Source organism: Streptomyces sp. 2114.4 (genome assembly GCF_900187385.1).
GTDB classification, from domain to species: Bacteria; Actinomycetota; Actinomycetes; order Streptomycetales; family Streptomycetaceae; genus Streptomyces; species Streptomyces mooreae.
Map to the genome: position 1 here is coordinate 7,438,332 of NZ_FYEY01000001.1, position 16,481 is coordinate 7,454,812.

The 16,481-nt window shown below is 69.7% G+C and carries 13 protein-coding genes; 3 read left to right on the top strand and 10 right to left on the bottom strand.

Translation table 11 applies throughout. The features are described from left to right. Positions 1–8: 8 nt before the first annotated feature. From CFW40_RS32785 to CFW40_RS32810, 6 genes are all read right to left on the bottom strand, one after another. Positions 9–1,793 (bottom strand): ABC transporter ATP-binding protein, encoded by a 1,785-nt coding sequence (locus tag CFW40_RS32785; RefSeq protein ID WP_088801360.1) that lies wholly within the window; start codon positions 1,791–1,793, stop codon positions 9–11. After that, complete coding sequence (locus CFW40_RS32790; RefSeq protein ID WP_088801361.1) at positions 1,790–4,843, bottom strand: lantibiotic dehydratase; 3,054 nt, start codon at positions 4,841–4,843, stop codon at positions 1,790–1,792. The genes CFW40_RS32785 and CFW40_RS32790 overlap by 4 nt, the downstream gene beginning before the upstream one ends. A 5-nt stretch (positions 4,844–4,848) precedes the next feature. Continuing rightward, entirely contained in the window at positions 4,849–6,189 is a 1,341-nt protein-coding gene (locus tag CFW40_RS32795) for a lanthionine synthetase C family protein (RefSeq protein ID WP_088801362.1), read from the bottom strand. Positions 6,190–6,288: 99 nt separating this feature from the next. Continuing rightward, positions 6,289–6,480, bottom strand: coding sequence for an FDLD family class I lanthipeptide (locus CFW40_RS32800; protein ID WP_088801363.1), 192 nt, complete (start codon positions 6,478–6,480; stop codon positions 6,289–6,291). 132 nt (positions 6,481–6,612) lie between these two features. Beyond that, positions 6,613–6,930 (bottom strand): response regulator transcription factor, encoded by a 318-nt coding sequence (locus CFW40_RS32805; RefSeq protein ID WP_088801364.1) that lies wholly within the window; start codon positions 6,928–6,930, stop codon positions 6,613–6,615. Further along, a complete protein-coding gene (locus tag CFW40_RS32810) occupies positions 6,927–7,448 on the bottom strand; it encodes a hypothetical protein (protein WP_088801365.1) in 522 nt (173 codons plus the stop codon). The genes CFW40_RS32805 and CFW40_RS32810 overlap by 4 nt, the downstream gene beginning before the upstream one ends. Positions 7,449–8,560: 1,112 nt before the next feature. On the opposite strand from CFW40_RS32810, the gene CFW40_RS32815 reads away from it, so the two are divergent. Both CFW40_RS32815 and CFW40_RS32820 read left to right on the top strand, forming a co-directional pair. Next, positions 8,561–10,177, top strand: coding sequence for an SDR family oxidoreductase (locus CFW40_RS32815; protein WP_256331149.1), 1,617 nt, complete (start codon positions 8,561–8,563; stop codon positions 10,175–10,177). 70 nt (positions 10,178–10,247) lie between these two features. After that, positions 10,248–11,690: an NAD(P)/FAD-dependent oxidoreductase gene (locus CFW40_RS32820; RefSeq protein WP_088801366.1), complete on the top strand. Its 1,443-nt coding sequence runs from the start codon at positions 10,248–10,250 to the stop codon at positions 11,688–11,690. A 63-nt stretch (positions 11,691–11,753) separates the two neighbouring features. Here the strand turns inward: CFW40_RS32820 and CFW40_RS32825 are convergent, their stop codons facing one another. The 3 genes from CFW40_RS32825 to CFW40_RS32835 all read right to left on the bottom strand — a co-directional run bounded on the left by CFW40_RS32825 (position 11,754) and on the right by CFW40_RS32835 (position 14,332). Further along, a complete protein-coding gene (locus tag CFW40_RS32825) occupies positions 11,754–12,212 on the bottom strand; it encodes a spore-associated protein A (protein WP_176956304.1) in 459 nt (152 codons plus the stop codon). Between the two features lie 225 nt (positions 12,213–12,437). Further along, the gene (locus tag CFW40_RS32830; RefSeq protein WP_088801368.1) at positions 12,438–13,301 is read right to left on the bottom strand and encodes a lysozyme; all 864 of its coding nucleotides are present in this window, start codon (positions 13,299–13,301) and stop codon (positions 12,438–12,440) included. A 386-nt stretch (positions 13,302–13,687) separates the two neighbouring features. Next, complete coding sequence (locus CFW40_RS32835) at positions 13,688–14,332, bottom strand: transglycosylase SLT domain-containing protein (protein ID WP_088801369.1); 645 nt, start codon at positions 14,330–14,332, stop codon at positions 13,688–13,690. Positions 14,333–15,059: 727 nt separating this feature from the next. Between CFW40_RS32835 and CFW40_RS32840 the strand changes: the two genes are divergently transcribed. Continuing rightward, complete coding sequence (locus CFW40_RS32840; RefSeq protein WP_088801370.1) at positions 15,060–15,275, top strand: hypothetical protein; 216 nt, start codon at positions 15,060–15,062, stop codon at positions 15,273–15,275. A gap of 216 nt (positions 15,276–15,491) precedes the next feature. Here the strand turns inward: CFW40_RS32840 and CFW40_RS32845 are convergent, their stop codons facing one another. Next, on the bottom strand, positions 15,492–16,196 hold the full coding sequence (locus CFW40_RS32845; RefSeq protein ID WP_088801371.1) for a transglycosylase SLT domain-containing protein: 705 nt from the start codon (positions 16,194–16,196) through the stop codon (positions 15,492–15,494). Positions 16,197–16,481 lie beyond the last annotated feature (285 nt).

Below are 16,481 nucleotides of genomic sequence, written 5' to 3' on the forward strand. Positions count from 1 at the left end.
CTCGGCCCCTAGCTGGATGCGGCTTCGGTCACGTAGCCCGAAGCCTGGAGATGGAAGAGACGGGCGTAAACGCCGTCGGCCTGTACAAGGTCTGCGTGCACGCCGTGCTCGATCACCTTGCCGTTCTGCATGACGACGATCCGGTCGGCCATGCGGACCGTGGAGAATCGGTGGGCGATGACGACGGACGTGGCTCCCCGGGCGATGTCCTGGAGGCGGGCGAAGATCTCCGCCTCCGCTTCCGCGTCGATGGCGGCCGTCGGCTCGTCGAGGACGACGACGGGCGCTCTCCTCATGAAGGCCCGGCTCAGGGCGATCTTCTGCCACTGGCCACCGGAGAGCTGGTGGCCGTCCTCGAAGTGGCGCCCGAGCACGGTGTCGTACGTGCGCGGCAGCGATTCGACGATCCCGGCCGCCCCGCCTGCCCGTGCGGCTTCGGCCACGCGTGCGGTGTCGTGGCGGGCCTCGACGCGGCCGAATCCGATGTTGTCGCGGACCGGCAGCTCATAGCGGATGAAGTCCTGGAAGATGACGCCCATGTGGCGTTGGAGATCGTCGATGTCGTACTCCTCGATGGGCACGTCGTCGACGAGGATCTGGCCGCTGGTCGGCTCGTAGAGCCGGGTGAGCAATTTGACGAGGGTGGTCTTGCCTGCGCCGTTCTGCCCCACCAGGGCGACGCACCGACCGGCAGGGATGTGGAAACTGACGCCGTCCAGGACGACGCGGTCCGTGCCTGGGTAGACGAAGCGCACATCACGGAACTCGATCCCCTTGCGGAGCTTGTCCGGGAAGGGCCGGGTGCCTCCCTTGAGCTGCCGTTCGGGCAACCCGAAGAAGTCGAAGAGATTCCCGAGGAAGAGGCTGTCCTTGTAGAGCGAGGCGATGCCGAGCAGCATCCCGTGAGCGGACACCTGGATCGACCCGACGGCCTGGAGGTAGCCGGCGAGCTGACCGACCTGGCCGAGGCTCGTCGTCGTGTGGACGGCCCACAGGACGGCACCGGACGAGGCGGCGACGCTGACGAGTCCGAGGGCACCGCCGAGCAGTGACTGGCGGCGGGCCAGGCGACGGTCGACGTCGAAGAAGGTGCGGACGAGACGGGTGTAGAGGTCGAGGAGGTGAGGGCCGAGCTGAAAGAGCCGGATCTCCTTGTACGAGTGGTCGGTGGTCGTGAGGTGCTGGTAGTAGTACAGGCGGCGCCGGTCGGCTGCCCGGTCGTACTCGATCTCGTACGCCTTGTGACTGAAGAACATGTACGAGACCACCGACGGGACGGGCGAGATCAGGATCACCAGGGCGATCCAGGGGTTCCAGGAGAACAGCACCGCGCTGACCGTGGCCAGGGTGACCAGTTCTCTGGCGACTTCGAGGAGTTGGGTGAACACCTGATAGACGCGGCCGCCGTTGCTCTCCTGGAAGGCCCGCTGCATCTTGTCGTAGACATCGGTGTCCTCGTACTGCTGCAGGTCGAGCATGGTGCCCTTGCGCATCACCCATTCGCCCACCCGTGCGGTGAGTTCGAGCCGCAGGAGTGTGTCGAGATACTGCAGGCAGGTGCCCAGCAGGTGGTTGGCGAGGCCCACCGCCATCAGGGCGCCGCCCGAGAGGAGGGCGGACCGCCCGGCGCCCGGGTCGCCGCCGACGGCGTCGGCCACCCCTTGCACCGCGGCGGCGACGAGCCCGATCTGCGCTGCTGGGACGAGGGCGAGAAGCACGGACACGACCGTGAAACCCGACACCCGTATCGGACTGAGCCGCCAGAACAGTCCTATGACGCGCAGCCAGATCATTGCCCCTCCTCGGCGGCAGCGGCCCTGCGGCCGCGGACCGCGTGCAGCACGTGCCCCCACAGGGCATGGCTACGGGCCTCCCGGTCCAGGTCAATGGGCAGCAGCCGGTTGATCTGCATGTGCGCGAAGCTTCCGAGGATCTGGTCCTCCGATCCGGTCAGGCTGCCGCTGCGGGCCGCCAGGCGCACGTGCTCGGCCATCTGGGCCACGGTGGGTGCCTGGGCCGCGAAAACGTCCGCGAGCAACTTCCGGTGGGCCCTGCCTTCGGCATCGGGGGCGCGGTCCCAGGGGCTGAGGAGTTCGCAGAGGTAGTCACGGTGGGCCCGGAAGAGTGTCCGGGCCTCGCGCACCACGGCGTCGTCCTGGCCGGCGGCGTGTGCCGCTCGCAGGGACAGCGGGATACCCCACTGCGCGCACAGGGTGTCCAGGGCGGCGGTGGCAAGGAACTCAGGCCTGATGTCGAGCCGTTGGGCCAAAAGCAGGGCAGTGGTCTCGCTGTTGGCCTGGAACAGCCGCTCGGCCGCGTCGAAGACCTCCGGGCCGCCGTAGCGGGCGGTCTCCGGTGCATAGCCGGCGAGTTCGAGGTCACGGGCGAGCCCCTGGCTGACCAGGTCCCGGCCCCAGGCCGTCAGCAGGGCGAGGTTGCGGGGCGCGTCCGCTCCGCGCACGCGCAGTCGCAGGTGCGGGAACGGATCGGCGTAGCGGATGTAGAACCAGCGCTCCAGCAGACCCTGTTCGCGTAGCTCGGTGACGATATCCCGCAGTGGCCCGGCGATGATCTCGTCCTGCCGATCGGCGGCCGCGTAGATCTTGAGAAAGGTCCAGTCGCTGCCCGGCAGGTGGCGCTCCACCGGCGTGTCCCGCCGGAGTCGCGGCACGGGACGCCGTGTGGTGCGTACGGCGTCGCGGGCCACGACGGGCACGACGATCTCGGCCGCGTAGCGGTCACCCTCGGTGTCCTGGAGCCACATGCCGTCGAAGGACGGCAGCATCTCGTGCAGAACGAGGGCGGACTGCTTCTGCAGCTCCTGGAGGAGTTCCGTCCGGCTGACGGGGTGGTCGAGGTCGAGCAGCAGCCGCTGGTCGACCTCGACGAGGTAGACGTGGCGGGGCACGCGCCACCGCTTGCGCCAGCTGTCGAGGTCGTCTGCGTTGCGTGCCGTGAGCCTCCACTGGGCGGGCCGCAGGACCACTTTGCCGCGGGTCACCCGCGGCAGGAACGGGGCCGCCTCCGCCGGGCCCCAGTGGAATCCGGTCGGCTGGATGCAGCCGTCCTGCGACACCTCGATGAGGAAACGTGCCACGTTGGGTGCCAGGGTGGGGCTCAGCATGTGGTGCTGAGCGACGACGATCTCCCGGGCAAGCCGCTGCGACCACAGGTGGAACCGCTCGTCGACGACCCCGACCAGGATGTCGTCCAACGGGATGACCCGGTCCGGGCCCACCGACGGTGTCGTGTTGACGGGTATCTCGTACTGCCGGATGGCGGGGCGCAACGTGACGTTGGCGGCCCTGCCGTAGGGCGGCAGGAACGCCAGTTCCGCGTAGGCCACGTCCGGGAAGAGCTCCTCCTCCCGCCGGGCGTAGTCGCGCAGCCGTTCCACGGCGGCCTCGCCGAGAAGGTCGCTGAAGCGCCCGAAGGTGCGTCCGCCGTAGGTGAGGCTGTCGGACCGCAGGACGGCACGCCACTCTCCGCGGTCGATGGCCTGCCGGTCGTCGGCGTGGATCTGCAGGTACGCCTCCATTACCGGCGGTGGGTCCTGGGCGGGGCCGGCCGGGGCAAGCCGGTCCAGCCAGGTGTCCGTCAACTCAACCTCGGTGGCCTGGTCCCACCAAGCCTGCTGGGCGAACTCGACGAGCAGGGCGTCCAGGCGGGCGGTGTCGCCAGGAGCCGCCATCGGCAGCTCGATGCTGCGGGGCGGATTGGTGTACGTGGGGGGTGCGTCAAGGCCGGTGTCGGGGCTGAGCAGGCTGAGGACCGGTACACGAGTCCCTGCGCCGTAGCGCTCCGTGAACTCTTCGCGGTAGCGGGTGAGGTGGTTGCGGGTGCCTAAGGCCGCGCTGAGCCGCACCAGGACACCCACCGCGTCCGCGGCCGCGCGGGCGACCGATTCCTTCAGGACCGGGGTGCGCAGGTCGACGGCGGTATCGGCCTGGTACGTCCGGCCCGGGTGGTCGGCGATCAGCTCGCGCTGGGCGGCCCCCAGCCGACGCAGGGACTCGGTGTTCTGGGCACGGTCGGCGAGTTCGACCACGACACGGAGACGCTCTGCCGTGGTGGCGGCGGCCGGGACAGCGGTGAGCTTCTTCAGGACGTGGTGCTCGGGGCGGGCCGCGGTCTGCGGAGGCCGCAGGTCGCCGGTGAGGAAGCCGAGCTCCCACATCTGCCGGACGAGGCCTTCGACCACATCGGGCGCCGCCTCCGCGAAGGCGGCCGAGAGTTCGGCGGTGAGCTGCTCGTAGGGGACGGGCACGGCGGCCCTTCGCATGACCAGGTCAACGGCGGGCGTGGCGCGGATGCGCACGGTGCGTTCGTCGTGCCGGCCGTACTTGTCGGCCTGAGGGAGGACGACGCGATCGCCGACGACGTGTGCCATGGGGTTGAGGACGAGCCGGAGCTGTCGCAGCAGAGCGGGATCTTCCTCAACGCTCTCGATCAAGGAGAGCAGCCAGCCCATGTCGGTGCGTACCCGGACGTGGTGATCCTGTGGACCGCCGAGCCGGGCCAGTGATTCGGCGCCGAACTCGCCCATCGCCACTCCGGAGAATGCGCCGAAGGGCGTGGGCCTGGTCGCCATACGTGTCACGTAGCGCAGGAGTCGGGAGTGCAGCCGCCGGGCGCGCTTCTCACTGAGGCTGTCGAGACGGTCGAGACTGCCGACCAGGTCTTCGCTCGCGACAAGCAGGGCACGTTCGACGTCTGGCCGACGGGCCAGGTCGAGCAGCGCCTCCGTGGTGCGGTCGGGGTCTGCCGTGACGTCGAGGTAGGTGCGGACCGGCAAGGTGGGGGAGCGGAGGAGGAAGAACCCCGCGGGCTCGTACACGGGCATGGGCATCACCGGGCGAGGAAGGCGCGGAACCAGTGGGGCCGCTGATCGCCGATGGCCGCGAGCAGCGTCAGGGCGACGCCGGTGGCTCCGGTGAGGAGTCCCGGGTCGTCGACGGGCTTTCCAGGTTCCTCCACGTCGGCGAAGCCGAGCGGGCGACCGGGGTCGTGGTGTTCGAGCAACTGCCTCACCAGATCGGGTAGTCGGTCGCGGGCGGATTCGCTCCAGGGCGCGAACTCCAGGGCGAGCACGACCAGGCCGGAGTGACCGTGGCACAGGGTGGGCGACAGCGGCCGGATGTGCTCGGCACGGGCCAGCACGCCGTCGAAGGCTGTGATGGCGGCGGCGTGCAGCTCTTCATCCGCGGTGGCCGAGGCAACAGCCAGGAGCGCCGCGGCCACACCCGCGGTGCCGTAGCACCAGGCCATCCGGTCGTGCCCGCACTCGGCGGCGCTCTCCCGGCCGTGCTCATCGACTGGTGTGCCGTCGCCCCAGACGGGGCCGTGCGCGTCCGAGCCGGCCTGGTCGCGGACCCAGCGGGTGAGGGACTGGATGGCCTCCAGGTGACCGGGGCGGCGGTGTCCCGCCTCCCAGGCGGCGGCGAGGGCCGCGGCCACACCCGGCACTCCGTGCGACATGCCCAGATTCAGGTAGCCGTGGGGATACTTCGCGTGGTAGTCACCGACGGGAGGGTAGAACTCGGGGGTGATGAGCCAACGGTGGGGCGTGGCATTGCTCTTGGCCGGCTGCGCAAGCCAAACGAGGTAGTCGACGAGCGCGGCGGTGGCGTCGGCCACCCGGTCACTGGGGTCGCTGACGGAGCTGAGGTGGACGAGGGCCCCGGCTGCCCCGGTGATGAGGTCATAGTCCAGGTCGCTGACGGCCCGCTCGATTCTGTGCGGCGGCGCGGCGAGGACTTGGTCGGCGAGCTGCTCGTGCAGCCGGTCCAGGCTGGAGCGGAAGCGGGGCTCGTCGCGGGCGACGTCCGCGAGCGCGAGCGCCAGGCCGCTGGTACCGGCGAACAGGCCGTAGTGTTCCAGGGGTTCGACCTGGGTGGACCGGATGGCCTCGCGTATGTGGTCGAAGGCTGCCTCGAGGTCACCGAGCCCGGCCCGTGCGGCGTAGAGGTGGAGGAGCGCCGAGCCCGCCTGACCGTGCGTGAGACTCGGCGGGTACCAGCCACCGGAGGTGTCGCTCTGTTCGGCGGCGCGCAGCGCGAGATCGTTCACCTGCGCAGTGGTCGAGGACCGTTCGACGATGTGCTGGACAGCCGTCCGCGCGCGGTGCACGAGTCCGGCGTCTGCCGCGCGGACCCAGGTGCCGGTACCGTGGTGGTGGGCGAGTTGCATGGTCAGTCCCTGTCTGTTCGGTGTGCTGCTCGCGCCCTACGACGACGGGTGCTGCCGTGTCTGCACCACGGCAGCACCCGTCAGGCGTTTACCCTTTGGTTACTTGCCGCCCGCGCAGAAGATGGACGTGCACATCGAGCTGCAGGCACAGGTCTTGGTGACCTGGCAGGCGACCTTGGTGCAGATCGTGCGGGTGGCAATCACCGAGATGGACGGCGGGGGCGCCTGCTCGCCGGCGGAGCCGGCGGCAGGGGTGGAGATCCTGGCGTCCAGGTCGAATGCGTTCGACACTTCGATTTCCTTTCACATTTCCTTCCCGGCAGCGATTCCGCCGGGAGCTCCGGTGGGTTCCCGGTGCAGAAGGAATCCTGCCGAATCGCATCCGCCACTGCTATTGGCCTTGGCGACAATATTCTTCCGGTGTCAGGAACCGGATTCCGCCAGCAACTCCGGATGTCCGCAGGAACGGACTTCCGTACCGAAGGCATAGGACGCCAGGCAGGCGGCAAGGCGTGAATTAAGTTCCAACTTGTCCAGGACGGCGGCGACATGGGCGCGTACGGTCCTTTCGGTGACATGCAGACGTTGCGCCATCGATTCGTTGGACAGTCCCTCGGCGAGCAGCAGAAAGGTCTCTCTCTCACGCGGGGTGAGCCGGCCGACGCGCTTCAGGGCCGGTGCCCAGTGCGGCTCGCCCGTGGGGCACGGGGGGCTGAGAAGAGGTGTGTCGGTGTCGCTCACGATGCCGCCACGCTCCCGTCTCCGGCGACCTGCGTGAGGTGCCCGGTGACCGGCCGAGAGCGGAACAGGGCTTCGTTCGGCCGCTGCCTGGTTGTGCCCATGCAGCTGCCCCGACCGTCGTCGAGCGCGACGACCCGGCCGGCGACGCGTATCGTAGGCGTGCGATGGGGCACGACGGGCAGCGTGCGTGGACGGGAGTTCTGCCGCAGAACTGCGGTGGCCTTCCGTTTGTTGGCGGGGCGGAATTGCGAGATGGGTTCGTCGAGCAGCCGGCTCTCCGGCAGGGTGAGCAGAGCACGGGCTACGGCGGTGTGCCGGCGTCGGTCGGCGGAGAGGCTGAACCCCCGTTCCCGGACCTCTGTTTCGAGGCCGTCCGGGAGAAAGGCCCTGTAGCGGTATTCGGCGAATCCGTTGTTCTTCGCATCCCGGTCCTCCTCGACCGTAGCGACAGCAACGTATCCCCCGCTCTGCGCTGAGGTCGGCGAAACGGCCGGGATGTCGGCGCTGAGCGCGGCCACGCCGACTAACGGAAGCTTCATTCGTGTACGGATAGCTGCCCCCTTGATGGAATTCCTGGCCACGTACAGCGGCCGTTGATCACCAACAGTTAACCGATGCTCAGTGATGGGCAGGGCAAATGCGGCTGAGCTGCCCGTCGCAGGGGTTGCTCGCCGAGACCGTGTCGTGCCGTGGTCGTTCCCGCGGTCGCTTCCGCGTGGGCAGGCGGCGTGGCGCCGATCGCTGCCAGTGTCATCCCCGTCACCGCGGTCACCCGCATGAGCTTGCCGCCCTTCATGACTGTTGCCTCCCCCCTGCATCCACATCCTTGCTGTGGATGGACAGTTCAGCCGGGGGAACGCCGCAGCGCAGCCATGGGCATGCATGCCGCCCGCCCGTCCCCCTCAGGCGGCATCGAACATTCGAGCGGTGTTCGATGTAATACATGAACCTAAGGAGCGAAAGATCCACGCGCAAACAAGGTCGGAGATTTGAGCCAATCTCTGGACATGCAGTTACAGGCCGGCGGGTGAAGGCTGGGGTGCCGTCCTGCCGTCGTTCAGGGAGGGCAAGTCGAGTAAGCCCCGGTGGCCGCATGGCGAACATGCCGGCCACGAGGGCTCGACCGGGGGGATGCCCTTGACTGTAAATACATGGCAAAAGGGCGCCCATGGCTTCTTTGCCTGAAATGGCTTGTAGGTGGCTTCCGTTGGAGTGGGGCGTATGGCTGCGGGGGATTGCCGAGTTGGTCGAACGCACATGGATAAGTGGGGTGACAGGGGTGCAAACGATGGTGTGCCGTGTGTGCACGATGATCACTACTCACGGCTAGGAGGTCGGCGCAGGGTCAACTCGCCGGAGAGGTGAAGGAGAGATTCGGACAGGCTTCTCGCCGAGCCGGAGGGCCGGCCACCCCCGAAACGGCCGGGGCAGAGCGTTGCCGGCCGAGGAGACGTGCACGAGCTGGGTGTGACGACGCCCTTCTCCGGCGCGACGACTCCCCCCGCCGCGACATGCCCCGTGCCGTATCCGGAGGCGCCTCACCCGCGCCGTGATTGCCCCGCTCCGGTGCCGGTGCCACACTTGGCGGGCAGGATCATCGCGCCGCCGCCAGCCGGAGGAGGCCGTGCCCATGGCCGACGAAGGCACTGACACAGGAACCGTCAGAGGTACCGACGCAGGCACTGACGTAGGGGCCGGCACAGGTACCGACGCTGCCACCGGCAAGGCCGAGGCCGCAGTGCCGTCCGCGCACCGCCCCTGCGTCCTGGTCACCGGCGCGACCGGATACATCGGCGGCCGCCTGGTGCCTGAGCTGCTCGCGGCCGGATTCGCCGTACGGGCGCTGGCCAGGACGCCGGAGAAGCTGCGTGATCACCCCTGGGCCGAGGACACCGAGATCCTGCGCGGCGATGTCACCGACGCCGCGTCGGTCCGTAGTGCCATGGACGGCGTCGAGGTCGCCTACTACCTGGTGCACGCCCTGGGCAGCGGCCGGAGTTTCGAGGACACCGACCGCAGGGCGGCGGAGATCTTCGCCCGGCAGGCCCGCGCCGCCGGAGTGCGCCGGATCGTCTACCTCGGTGGTCTCGGCCCCCGGGGCATCCCCGAGCGGGACCTGTCGCCCCACCTCCGCTCCCGCGCCGAGGTCGGCGGCATCCTGCTGGCCTCCGGTGTCCCCACCGCGGTCCTGCGCGCCGCCGTGATCATCGGCTCCGGCTCGGCCTCGTTCGAGATGCTGCGCTATCTCACCGAGCGGCTGCCGGTCATGGTCACGCCGAGCTGGGTGCGTACCCGCATCCAGCCGGTCGCCGTCCGCGATGTGCTGCGCTACCTCGTGGGCTGTGCCCGCCTCCCCGGTGACGTCAGCCGTACCTTCGACATCGGCGGGCCCGACATCCTCACCTACCGCGACATGATGCAGCGCTACGCCCGGGTCGCCGGGCTGCCCGAGCGGCTGATCCTCCCCGTCCCGGTGCTCACCCCACGCCTGTCCAGCCTCTGGATCGGACTGGTCACCCCCGTGCCCCCCGGCCTGGCCCGCCCCCTGGCCGAATCGCTGCGCTACGAGGTCGTCTGCCACGAACACGACATCGCCCGCTACGTCCCCGTCCCCGACCCACCGGGCCACCCCCTCGCCGTCGACGACGCCCTGGAACTGGCGCTGCGCCGGGTACGGGACGCCGAGGTCACCACCCGCTGGTCCAACGCCGCTGTGCTCGGCGCACCGAGCGATCCGTTGCCCACCGACCCTGAGTGGTCCGGAGGCAGCCTCTACACCGACCGGCGGGAGCGGACCGTGGACGCCCCGCCCGAGGTGCTGTGGCGGGTGATCGAGGGCATCGGCGGGGACAACGGCTGGTACTCCTTCCCGCTCGCCTGGTCGCTGCGCGGCTGGCTGGACCGGCTGGTCGGCGGGGTGGGGCTGCGCCGCGGCCGACGGGACGCGGGCCGGCTGCGGGTCGGTGACTCGCTCGACTTCTGGCGGGTCGAAGAGGTCGTGCCGGGCCGGCTGCTGCGGCTGCGCGCCGAGATGCGCCTGCCCGGTCTGGCCTGGCTGGAGCTGACGGTCGGCCGTGACGCCCAGGGGCGCACGCGCTACGGCCAGCGGGCCCTGTTCCATCCGCACGGACTGACCGGCCATGCGTACTGGTGGTCCATCTCCCCGTTCCATGCCGCGGTGTTCGGCGGGATGGCCCGCAATATCGCGGCCGCCGCGGCTGCGGAGTACCACGCCCGCCCGGAGTGAACGCGCTGAGGACGGAGCGTCATCCGCGGCCGCCCCGGCCGGATTCCGGGACCCTTGGCATGCTGGTGCCATGACGGAGCGATCCGGGCGCGCGCGGGAGCGGGCAGTGGTGGTGGGGGCCGGGCCGAACGGCCTGGCCGCGGCGGTCACCCTGGCCCGCAGCGGGCTGCAGGTGACGGTGTTCGAGGCGGCCGACGAGATCGGAGGTGGGACCCGCAGCGGCGAACTTTCCGTCCCCGGGGTGCTGTTCGACCACTGTTCCTCGACGCATGTGATGGGCGCCGGCTCCCCGTATTTGCGCACACTCGATCTCGCGCCGTACGGGCTGGAGTGGCTGTGGCCCGAGATCGACCTGGCGCACCCCGTGGACTCCGGAGGCGCCGGCGCGCTCCACCGGTCCGTGGGGCGGACCGCCCAGGGGCTCGGCGCCGACGGCCCGGCCTGGCGGCGGCTGTTCGGGCCGCTGGCCGCCGACGCGGAGGCGCTGACCGACGAGGTCATGCGGCCGCTCCTCAGGGTGCCCCGCCACCCGCTCCGGCTCGCCCGCTTCGGCCTGCACGCCCTGCAGCCGGCCACACTGATCGCGCACCGCTTCCGCACGGAAGCGGGCCGCGGTCTCTTCGGCGGGGTGGCGGCGCATCTTTTCGGCCCGCTGAGCCAGCCGGCCGGCGCGTCCGTGGGGCTCATGATCATCGCGGCCGGGCACCGGTACGGCTGGCCGGTGGCCAAGGGCGGCTCGGGCGCCATCGCCAACGCGCTGGCCGCACTGCTCACCGAGGCCGGCGGCCGGATCGAGACCGGGACACCGATCCGCTCGCTCGATGAACTCCCGCCCGCCGCAACGGTGTTGCTCGATCTGATGCCGGCCGCCGCGGCAGCGCTGATCGGCGACCGGCTGCCGCCCCGGATGCGCCGCGCCTACACCCGCTACCGGCCCGCCCCCGGTGCGTTCAAGCTCGATCTGACGGTGGAGGGCGGGGTGCCCTGGCGCGCGGAGGCCTGCCGACGGGCCGGCACGGTGCACCTCGGCGGCAGCTTCGAGCAGATCGCCCACGCGGAGCGGGAGGTCCATCTCGGGCGGATGCCGGAGCGGCCGTTCCTCCTGGTCGCCCAGCAGTACCTCGCCGATCCCGGCCGCTCCGCAGGTGACCTCCACCCCGTCTCCGCGTACGCGCATGTGCCGCACGGCTACACCGGCGATGCCACCGCCGCGATGCTGGCGCAGTTCGAGCGCTTCGCGCCGGGGACCCGGGAGCGCATCGTGGCCGCCACCGCCACCTCGACCGCCGAGCTGGAACGGGGCAACGCCAATCTCGCCGGTGGTGACATCATCGGCGGTGCGAACACCCCGCTGCAGCTCACCATGCGCCCCCGCGTCGCCCTCGATCCGTACGGCACCGGCGTCCCCGGGGTCTTCCTCTGCTCGGCGGCCACCCCGCCGGGAGCCGGCGCCCACGGGATGAGCGGCCACAATGCGGCCCGGTCCGCGCTGCGGGCGCTGGGCAGGGCCTGACCCGGGACACCCGGAAGGCGGGCTCCCGGGTGCGCTGCCCGGGAACCCGCCCTCACGGCCTGCTCAGTGACGCGTGTGGTGCGTGACGACGCCGGCCGCCATCCGGCCGCAGTTGGAGCCGGACACGTTGACGCTGACCGACTCGATCGTGCCGCCCCAGTCCACGCAGAGGCCCTTCGCGGGCAGGTAGACGGGACCGGCGTACGAGGTGTACTTCCCCTCGTCGTAAACCCAGCCGGAACCGCCGTTGGTGGCCGAGAGATACGTGTACATGTACACCGGCTTACCCGGGCTGTTCCGTACCGTCACCACACAGTTCTTTCCGGTCTTTGCGCTGTACGTCAGGTACACGGTCCCCTTTCCGGTGACCGGTACGGAATTCACTACGCTGTAGCCGCTTCCGCAGGCTCCGTTGTACGCGGCGGCCTTTGTTGCCGCGGATGCGGTGGTGGCCGCCGTCATCGTGGCGATACTCGCCACGGCCAGCACTGCGGATCCTGCGATGGCACGTGAACGCTTCATCTGAATTACCCCCGTCGGGTGAGTGCGTCGCGTGGTCTTTTCACCGTGTTGGACAGCGGTCGCCCGCGGATGGTTGCCCAGCGGAAGGGAATTCACCTTTGTTCGACCCCGGTTGTCCAAAAACCGTACACGGGCGGTTCGCGGCGCACGCGGGCGCACGACGGCCGGTCCCCGGCGCCGCACGAGGCGCCGGGGACCGGCCGGGAGCATGGAGGTGAGGCGGTGTCAGCTGCCCTTCGCGAGGACCTTGAGGCGGGTGTACGTGCCGTTGAAGCGGTTGCGGTCGCCGACCGAGTGGCCCGAGGAGGTGTGCTGCCAGATGCTGTGGTACTCCCAGCCGCGCGGCAGCGAGCCCACGGACGAGCCGTAGCGCGGGATCCACAGCGGATTCGTCCTGCCGAACTTGCCGGAGTTGCCGGTGCAGCGCTTCCACCAGTTGGTGGAGGTGTAGATGACCGGGTAGCGGCCGGTCTCCTCCCGGTAGGTCAGCACGAAGTCGCGGATCCAGTTGACCATCGACTTGTGGCTCTTGCCGTAGCAGGTCGCGCCGTAGGGGTTGTACTCCATGTCGAGCGCGCCGGGCAGCGTCCTGCCGTCCCGGGACCAGTCGCCGCCGTGGTCGGCGAAGTACTCCGCCTGGGAGCTGCCGCTGGAGTGGTCGGGCAGCGCGAAGTGGTACGCGCCGTGGATCATGCCGGATGAGTACGAGCCCCGGTACTGCTGCGCGAAGTACGGGTTCGTGTAGCTGGTCCCCTCGCTGGCCTTGACATACGCGAAACGCACCCCGGACTTGCGCAGCGACTTCCAGTGGACCCTGCCGTTGTGGCTGGAGACGTCGACGCCGGACACGGCCCTTCTGGAGGACGCCCGCGGCTCCAGACCGCCTGCCCGGACGCTGCTGCCCTCGTGGGCCGCGATGGTGGAACCCATCCAGTCCTGCTCGGGGTGGGCGGGTCTCTTCTCGGAGTCCGACGCCGTGGCGGAGCCGGGCAGCGCGAGGGGCAGAGCGAGCACGGAGAGAAGAGAGACGAGAGTTCCGGCCGCAAGAGGGACTGTACGGCGGGCCGGACCGGATCTGCGCAAGGGCATCGCATGCCTCCGAAGGCCTTCGGTTGAGTCAGATTCGGCAGCTTTTGAGCAGAATCCTGCCGATAAGAGACTTATACGCAGAACTGTCTGACGCCATGGCCCAACAGGCCGTCGGTCCGCCGAGCGGCCCCACATCTCACCCGTCCGGCGGTCAGAAGCGGATGGCCACGTCGTCGGCCCCGGCCCGTGTGTCGCACGACAGAGCGAAGCGGGCCCCGGCACCGCCGGGACCCGCTCCACCGCGCAGCGGCGAACGCGCCATTCCGCCGCTTCGCAAGCTGCCTTATGCAGAGCCTGTCGGCTCGCTTGTGCACTCCGTCATGCCCGTGGCCTCATCAGGCTGGGCCGGCCGGGAGGGCCGGCGACGGCTTTTCCGCTCCCTCGGCTCAGTAGGCCGAGTTGACCTTGTCGATCGAGCCGTACTTGTCGGCCGCGTAGTTGGCCGCGGCGGTGATGTTGGCGACCGGGTCGGTGAGATTCTTGGGCGTGCCGGACACGTGGTAGCTGTCGAAGGTGGGCTGGATCACCTGCAGCAGGCCCTTGGAGGGCACGCCGTTGACCGCGTTGACGTCCCAGTTGTTGACGGCGTTGGGGTTACCGGCGGACTCCCGCATGATGTTGCGGTGCAGGCCCTCGTAGGAGCCGGGGATGCCCTTGGCCTTCATGATGTCCAGGGACTGGCGGATCCAGCCGTCCAGGTTGTTCGGGTAGGCCTTGACGCCGGTGCGCTCGGTGGAGCGGCTGGCGGCCTGCTGAGCGCTGTGCTGCTCGGCGACGTCGGTGACCTTGGTGTGGCCCGCGACCGAGGCGGTCACGGCACGGCCGGTCTTGGCGTCGTCGGCCTTGCCGGGCTGTCCCTTCGCATCGACGGGCTTGACCGCGGCCGGGGCGTGCGCGGACGCCGCCTGGGCGGTGTCCGGAGCCGCGGTCATGGCCAGGCCCGAGGTCGCACCCGCGGCGGCCAGGACGGCCACGGCGATCTTGTGGGTGCGGGTGATGCGGGTAATGCGGGGCAGGGTGAAGCTAGGCATGCAGATTGACCTCTTCCAGGTACTGGGGACGGGGAGGCGGCCTTTTTGGCGGCGCGTTCCGCACCGGAGGTCTTTGCCGCGATCGCCGGGGGGCGTAAGTCGCAAGCTCGCTCTCAGTGCGTCGGAATCCATGGTTAACGCCGGTCCCGAATCGAGGCAATGTTGCTCGGTACTACTCATCTTCGTGAGGTAAACCCGGATACCTGAAGTGATAAGCGTTTCTGGCGGCGTTGGCCCGGAATGGCCGCATGGAATTCAAACTAGGCAAGCTCGTACGTGACGTACGTCGCGTGCCCCGAGTCACCTGAGAGGGCCTTCAAAGGCCGCTCGACCGGTCCGTATAAGTTGCCTGGCTCACACCGGAATTACCGGTCGCCGGTGCTGTTTCGCGCGCGGACGGCGGCAGATTTGTCCCGGCAACTGCCCGGCGCGACGGCCCGGGAATCCCCAAATGTGGTGAGGCGCACCCCGTCCGGGCCCAATAGGGCGGCAATTGTGCGCTGATTCACGAGCGGTTTCCGGGCTTTTGCTGCGGGAGGTGCGGCACGAGGAAGGGCGCATGCCGGATGGGCCGTTGGTGAGGGCCGTTGGTGAGTCCTCGGTACGGCGATACGGCGGTGCTGCTGGTCCGTTCGCAGCAGCCCCCGGAGCTGTCGCATGACTGCGGGCCCCCGGCTCCCCGAAGGTGGCACCGCACACAGCCATCACTCCTCGTAGGGACGTGCTCATGTTCCGTCGTCTTGCCGTCGTTCTCACCGGTCTTCTCGTCTCGGGCTTCCTGGCGACGGGCGTCGCCGCCGCGGCCCCGGCCGACAGTCACCCCCAGCCCGGCTGGCACCGTGACCACCCGCTCACACCCAGGGAGCGGGCCGGAGTTCGCCTCGCCGCCCAGATCCTCGACACCCTCTTCGGCGGCGGCACCGTGCGACGCGACCGCTTCTGAACGCGCGGCGCCGGGCCCCGGCACCCGGTACGGGAGTCGGCTTCCGGCCAACGGCAAGGGACCGGCGACGGCAGGGGCCGCGGCGCCCGCGACGGCAACGGCAATGGCCCCACCCGCGCGATGCGGGCAGGGCCACTGCCGTTGCCGTGCCGGGCGCCGCACCGCGGCGCCCGTATCAGTCTGCTCCGACCGTTCTCACGGTCGCGTCGCTCCGGCTCAGTAGGCCGAGTTGACGTTGTCGATCGAGCCGTACCGGTGGGCCGCGTAGTTGGCGGCGGCGGTGATGTTGGCGATCGGGTCGGTGAGCTTATGCGGCGTGCCGGACACGTGGTAGGTGTCGAAGGTGGGCTGGATCACCTGCAGCAGGCCCTTGGAGGGCACGCCGTTGATGGCGTTGATGTCCCAGTTGTTGACGGCGTTGGGGTTGCCGCTGGACTCCCGCATGATGTTGCGGTGCAGGCCCTCGTAGGAGCCGGGGATGCCCTTGGCCTTCATGATGTCGAGCGACTGGCGGATCCAGCCGTCGAGGTTGTTCGCGTAGCGCTTGGGGGCGACCTTCGGCGCTGCCTTGGGGGCGGCCTTGGGTGCGGCTATGACCTTGCGCTCGACGGACCGGTTGGCGGCCTGCTGGGCGGTGTGGCCCTGCTTCTCCACCGCGGTGACCTTCAGGCCGGCGGTGACGGACGAGGCGAGCTGCCGGCCCTGCTTGCCGTCGTCGGCGCGGTCCTTCGCGGTGAGCGGAAGGCCGTTGGCGCTGACGGGCTTGACCGCGGACGGCGCGTGGGCGGCGGTGGTCTCGGCGTTGCTCGGTGCCGCGGTGAACGCCAGCGCCGCGGCGCCGCTCGCGGTGGCCACCAGCGCCGCGGAAATCTTGTGGGCGCGGGTGATGCGGGCAGGGCGGGGCAGGGTGAACTGGGGCATGGGGATTCTGACCTCTTCCAGGGCTTGATGGCGGGGGAGGCGGCCTTCGGTTGGCGCGTGAGACCGAGGGTCATTGGCCGCGTTTCGCCGCTCTGGCTGAGATCGCAGGCTCGTTCTCGGTGCTACGCCGAACATGCTTAGCCAGCGCCCTGGATAGAGGCAAAGGTGCCTTGTACTACCTATCTTCGTGAGATGCAGTGAGATGTCCGTTGTAAATGCGGTGTTTCACGCTCAGGGCCGGGAAAGGCACCGACTAGGTGTGCTCGTACGTGACGTACGTCGCGT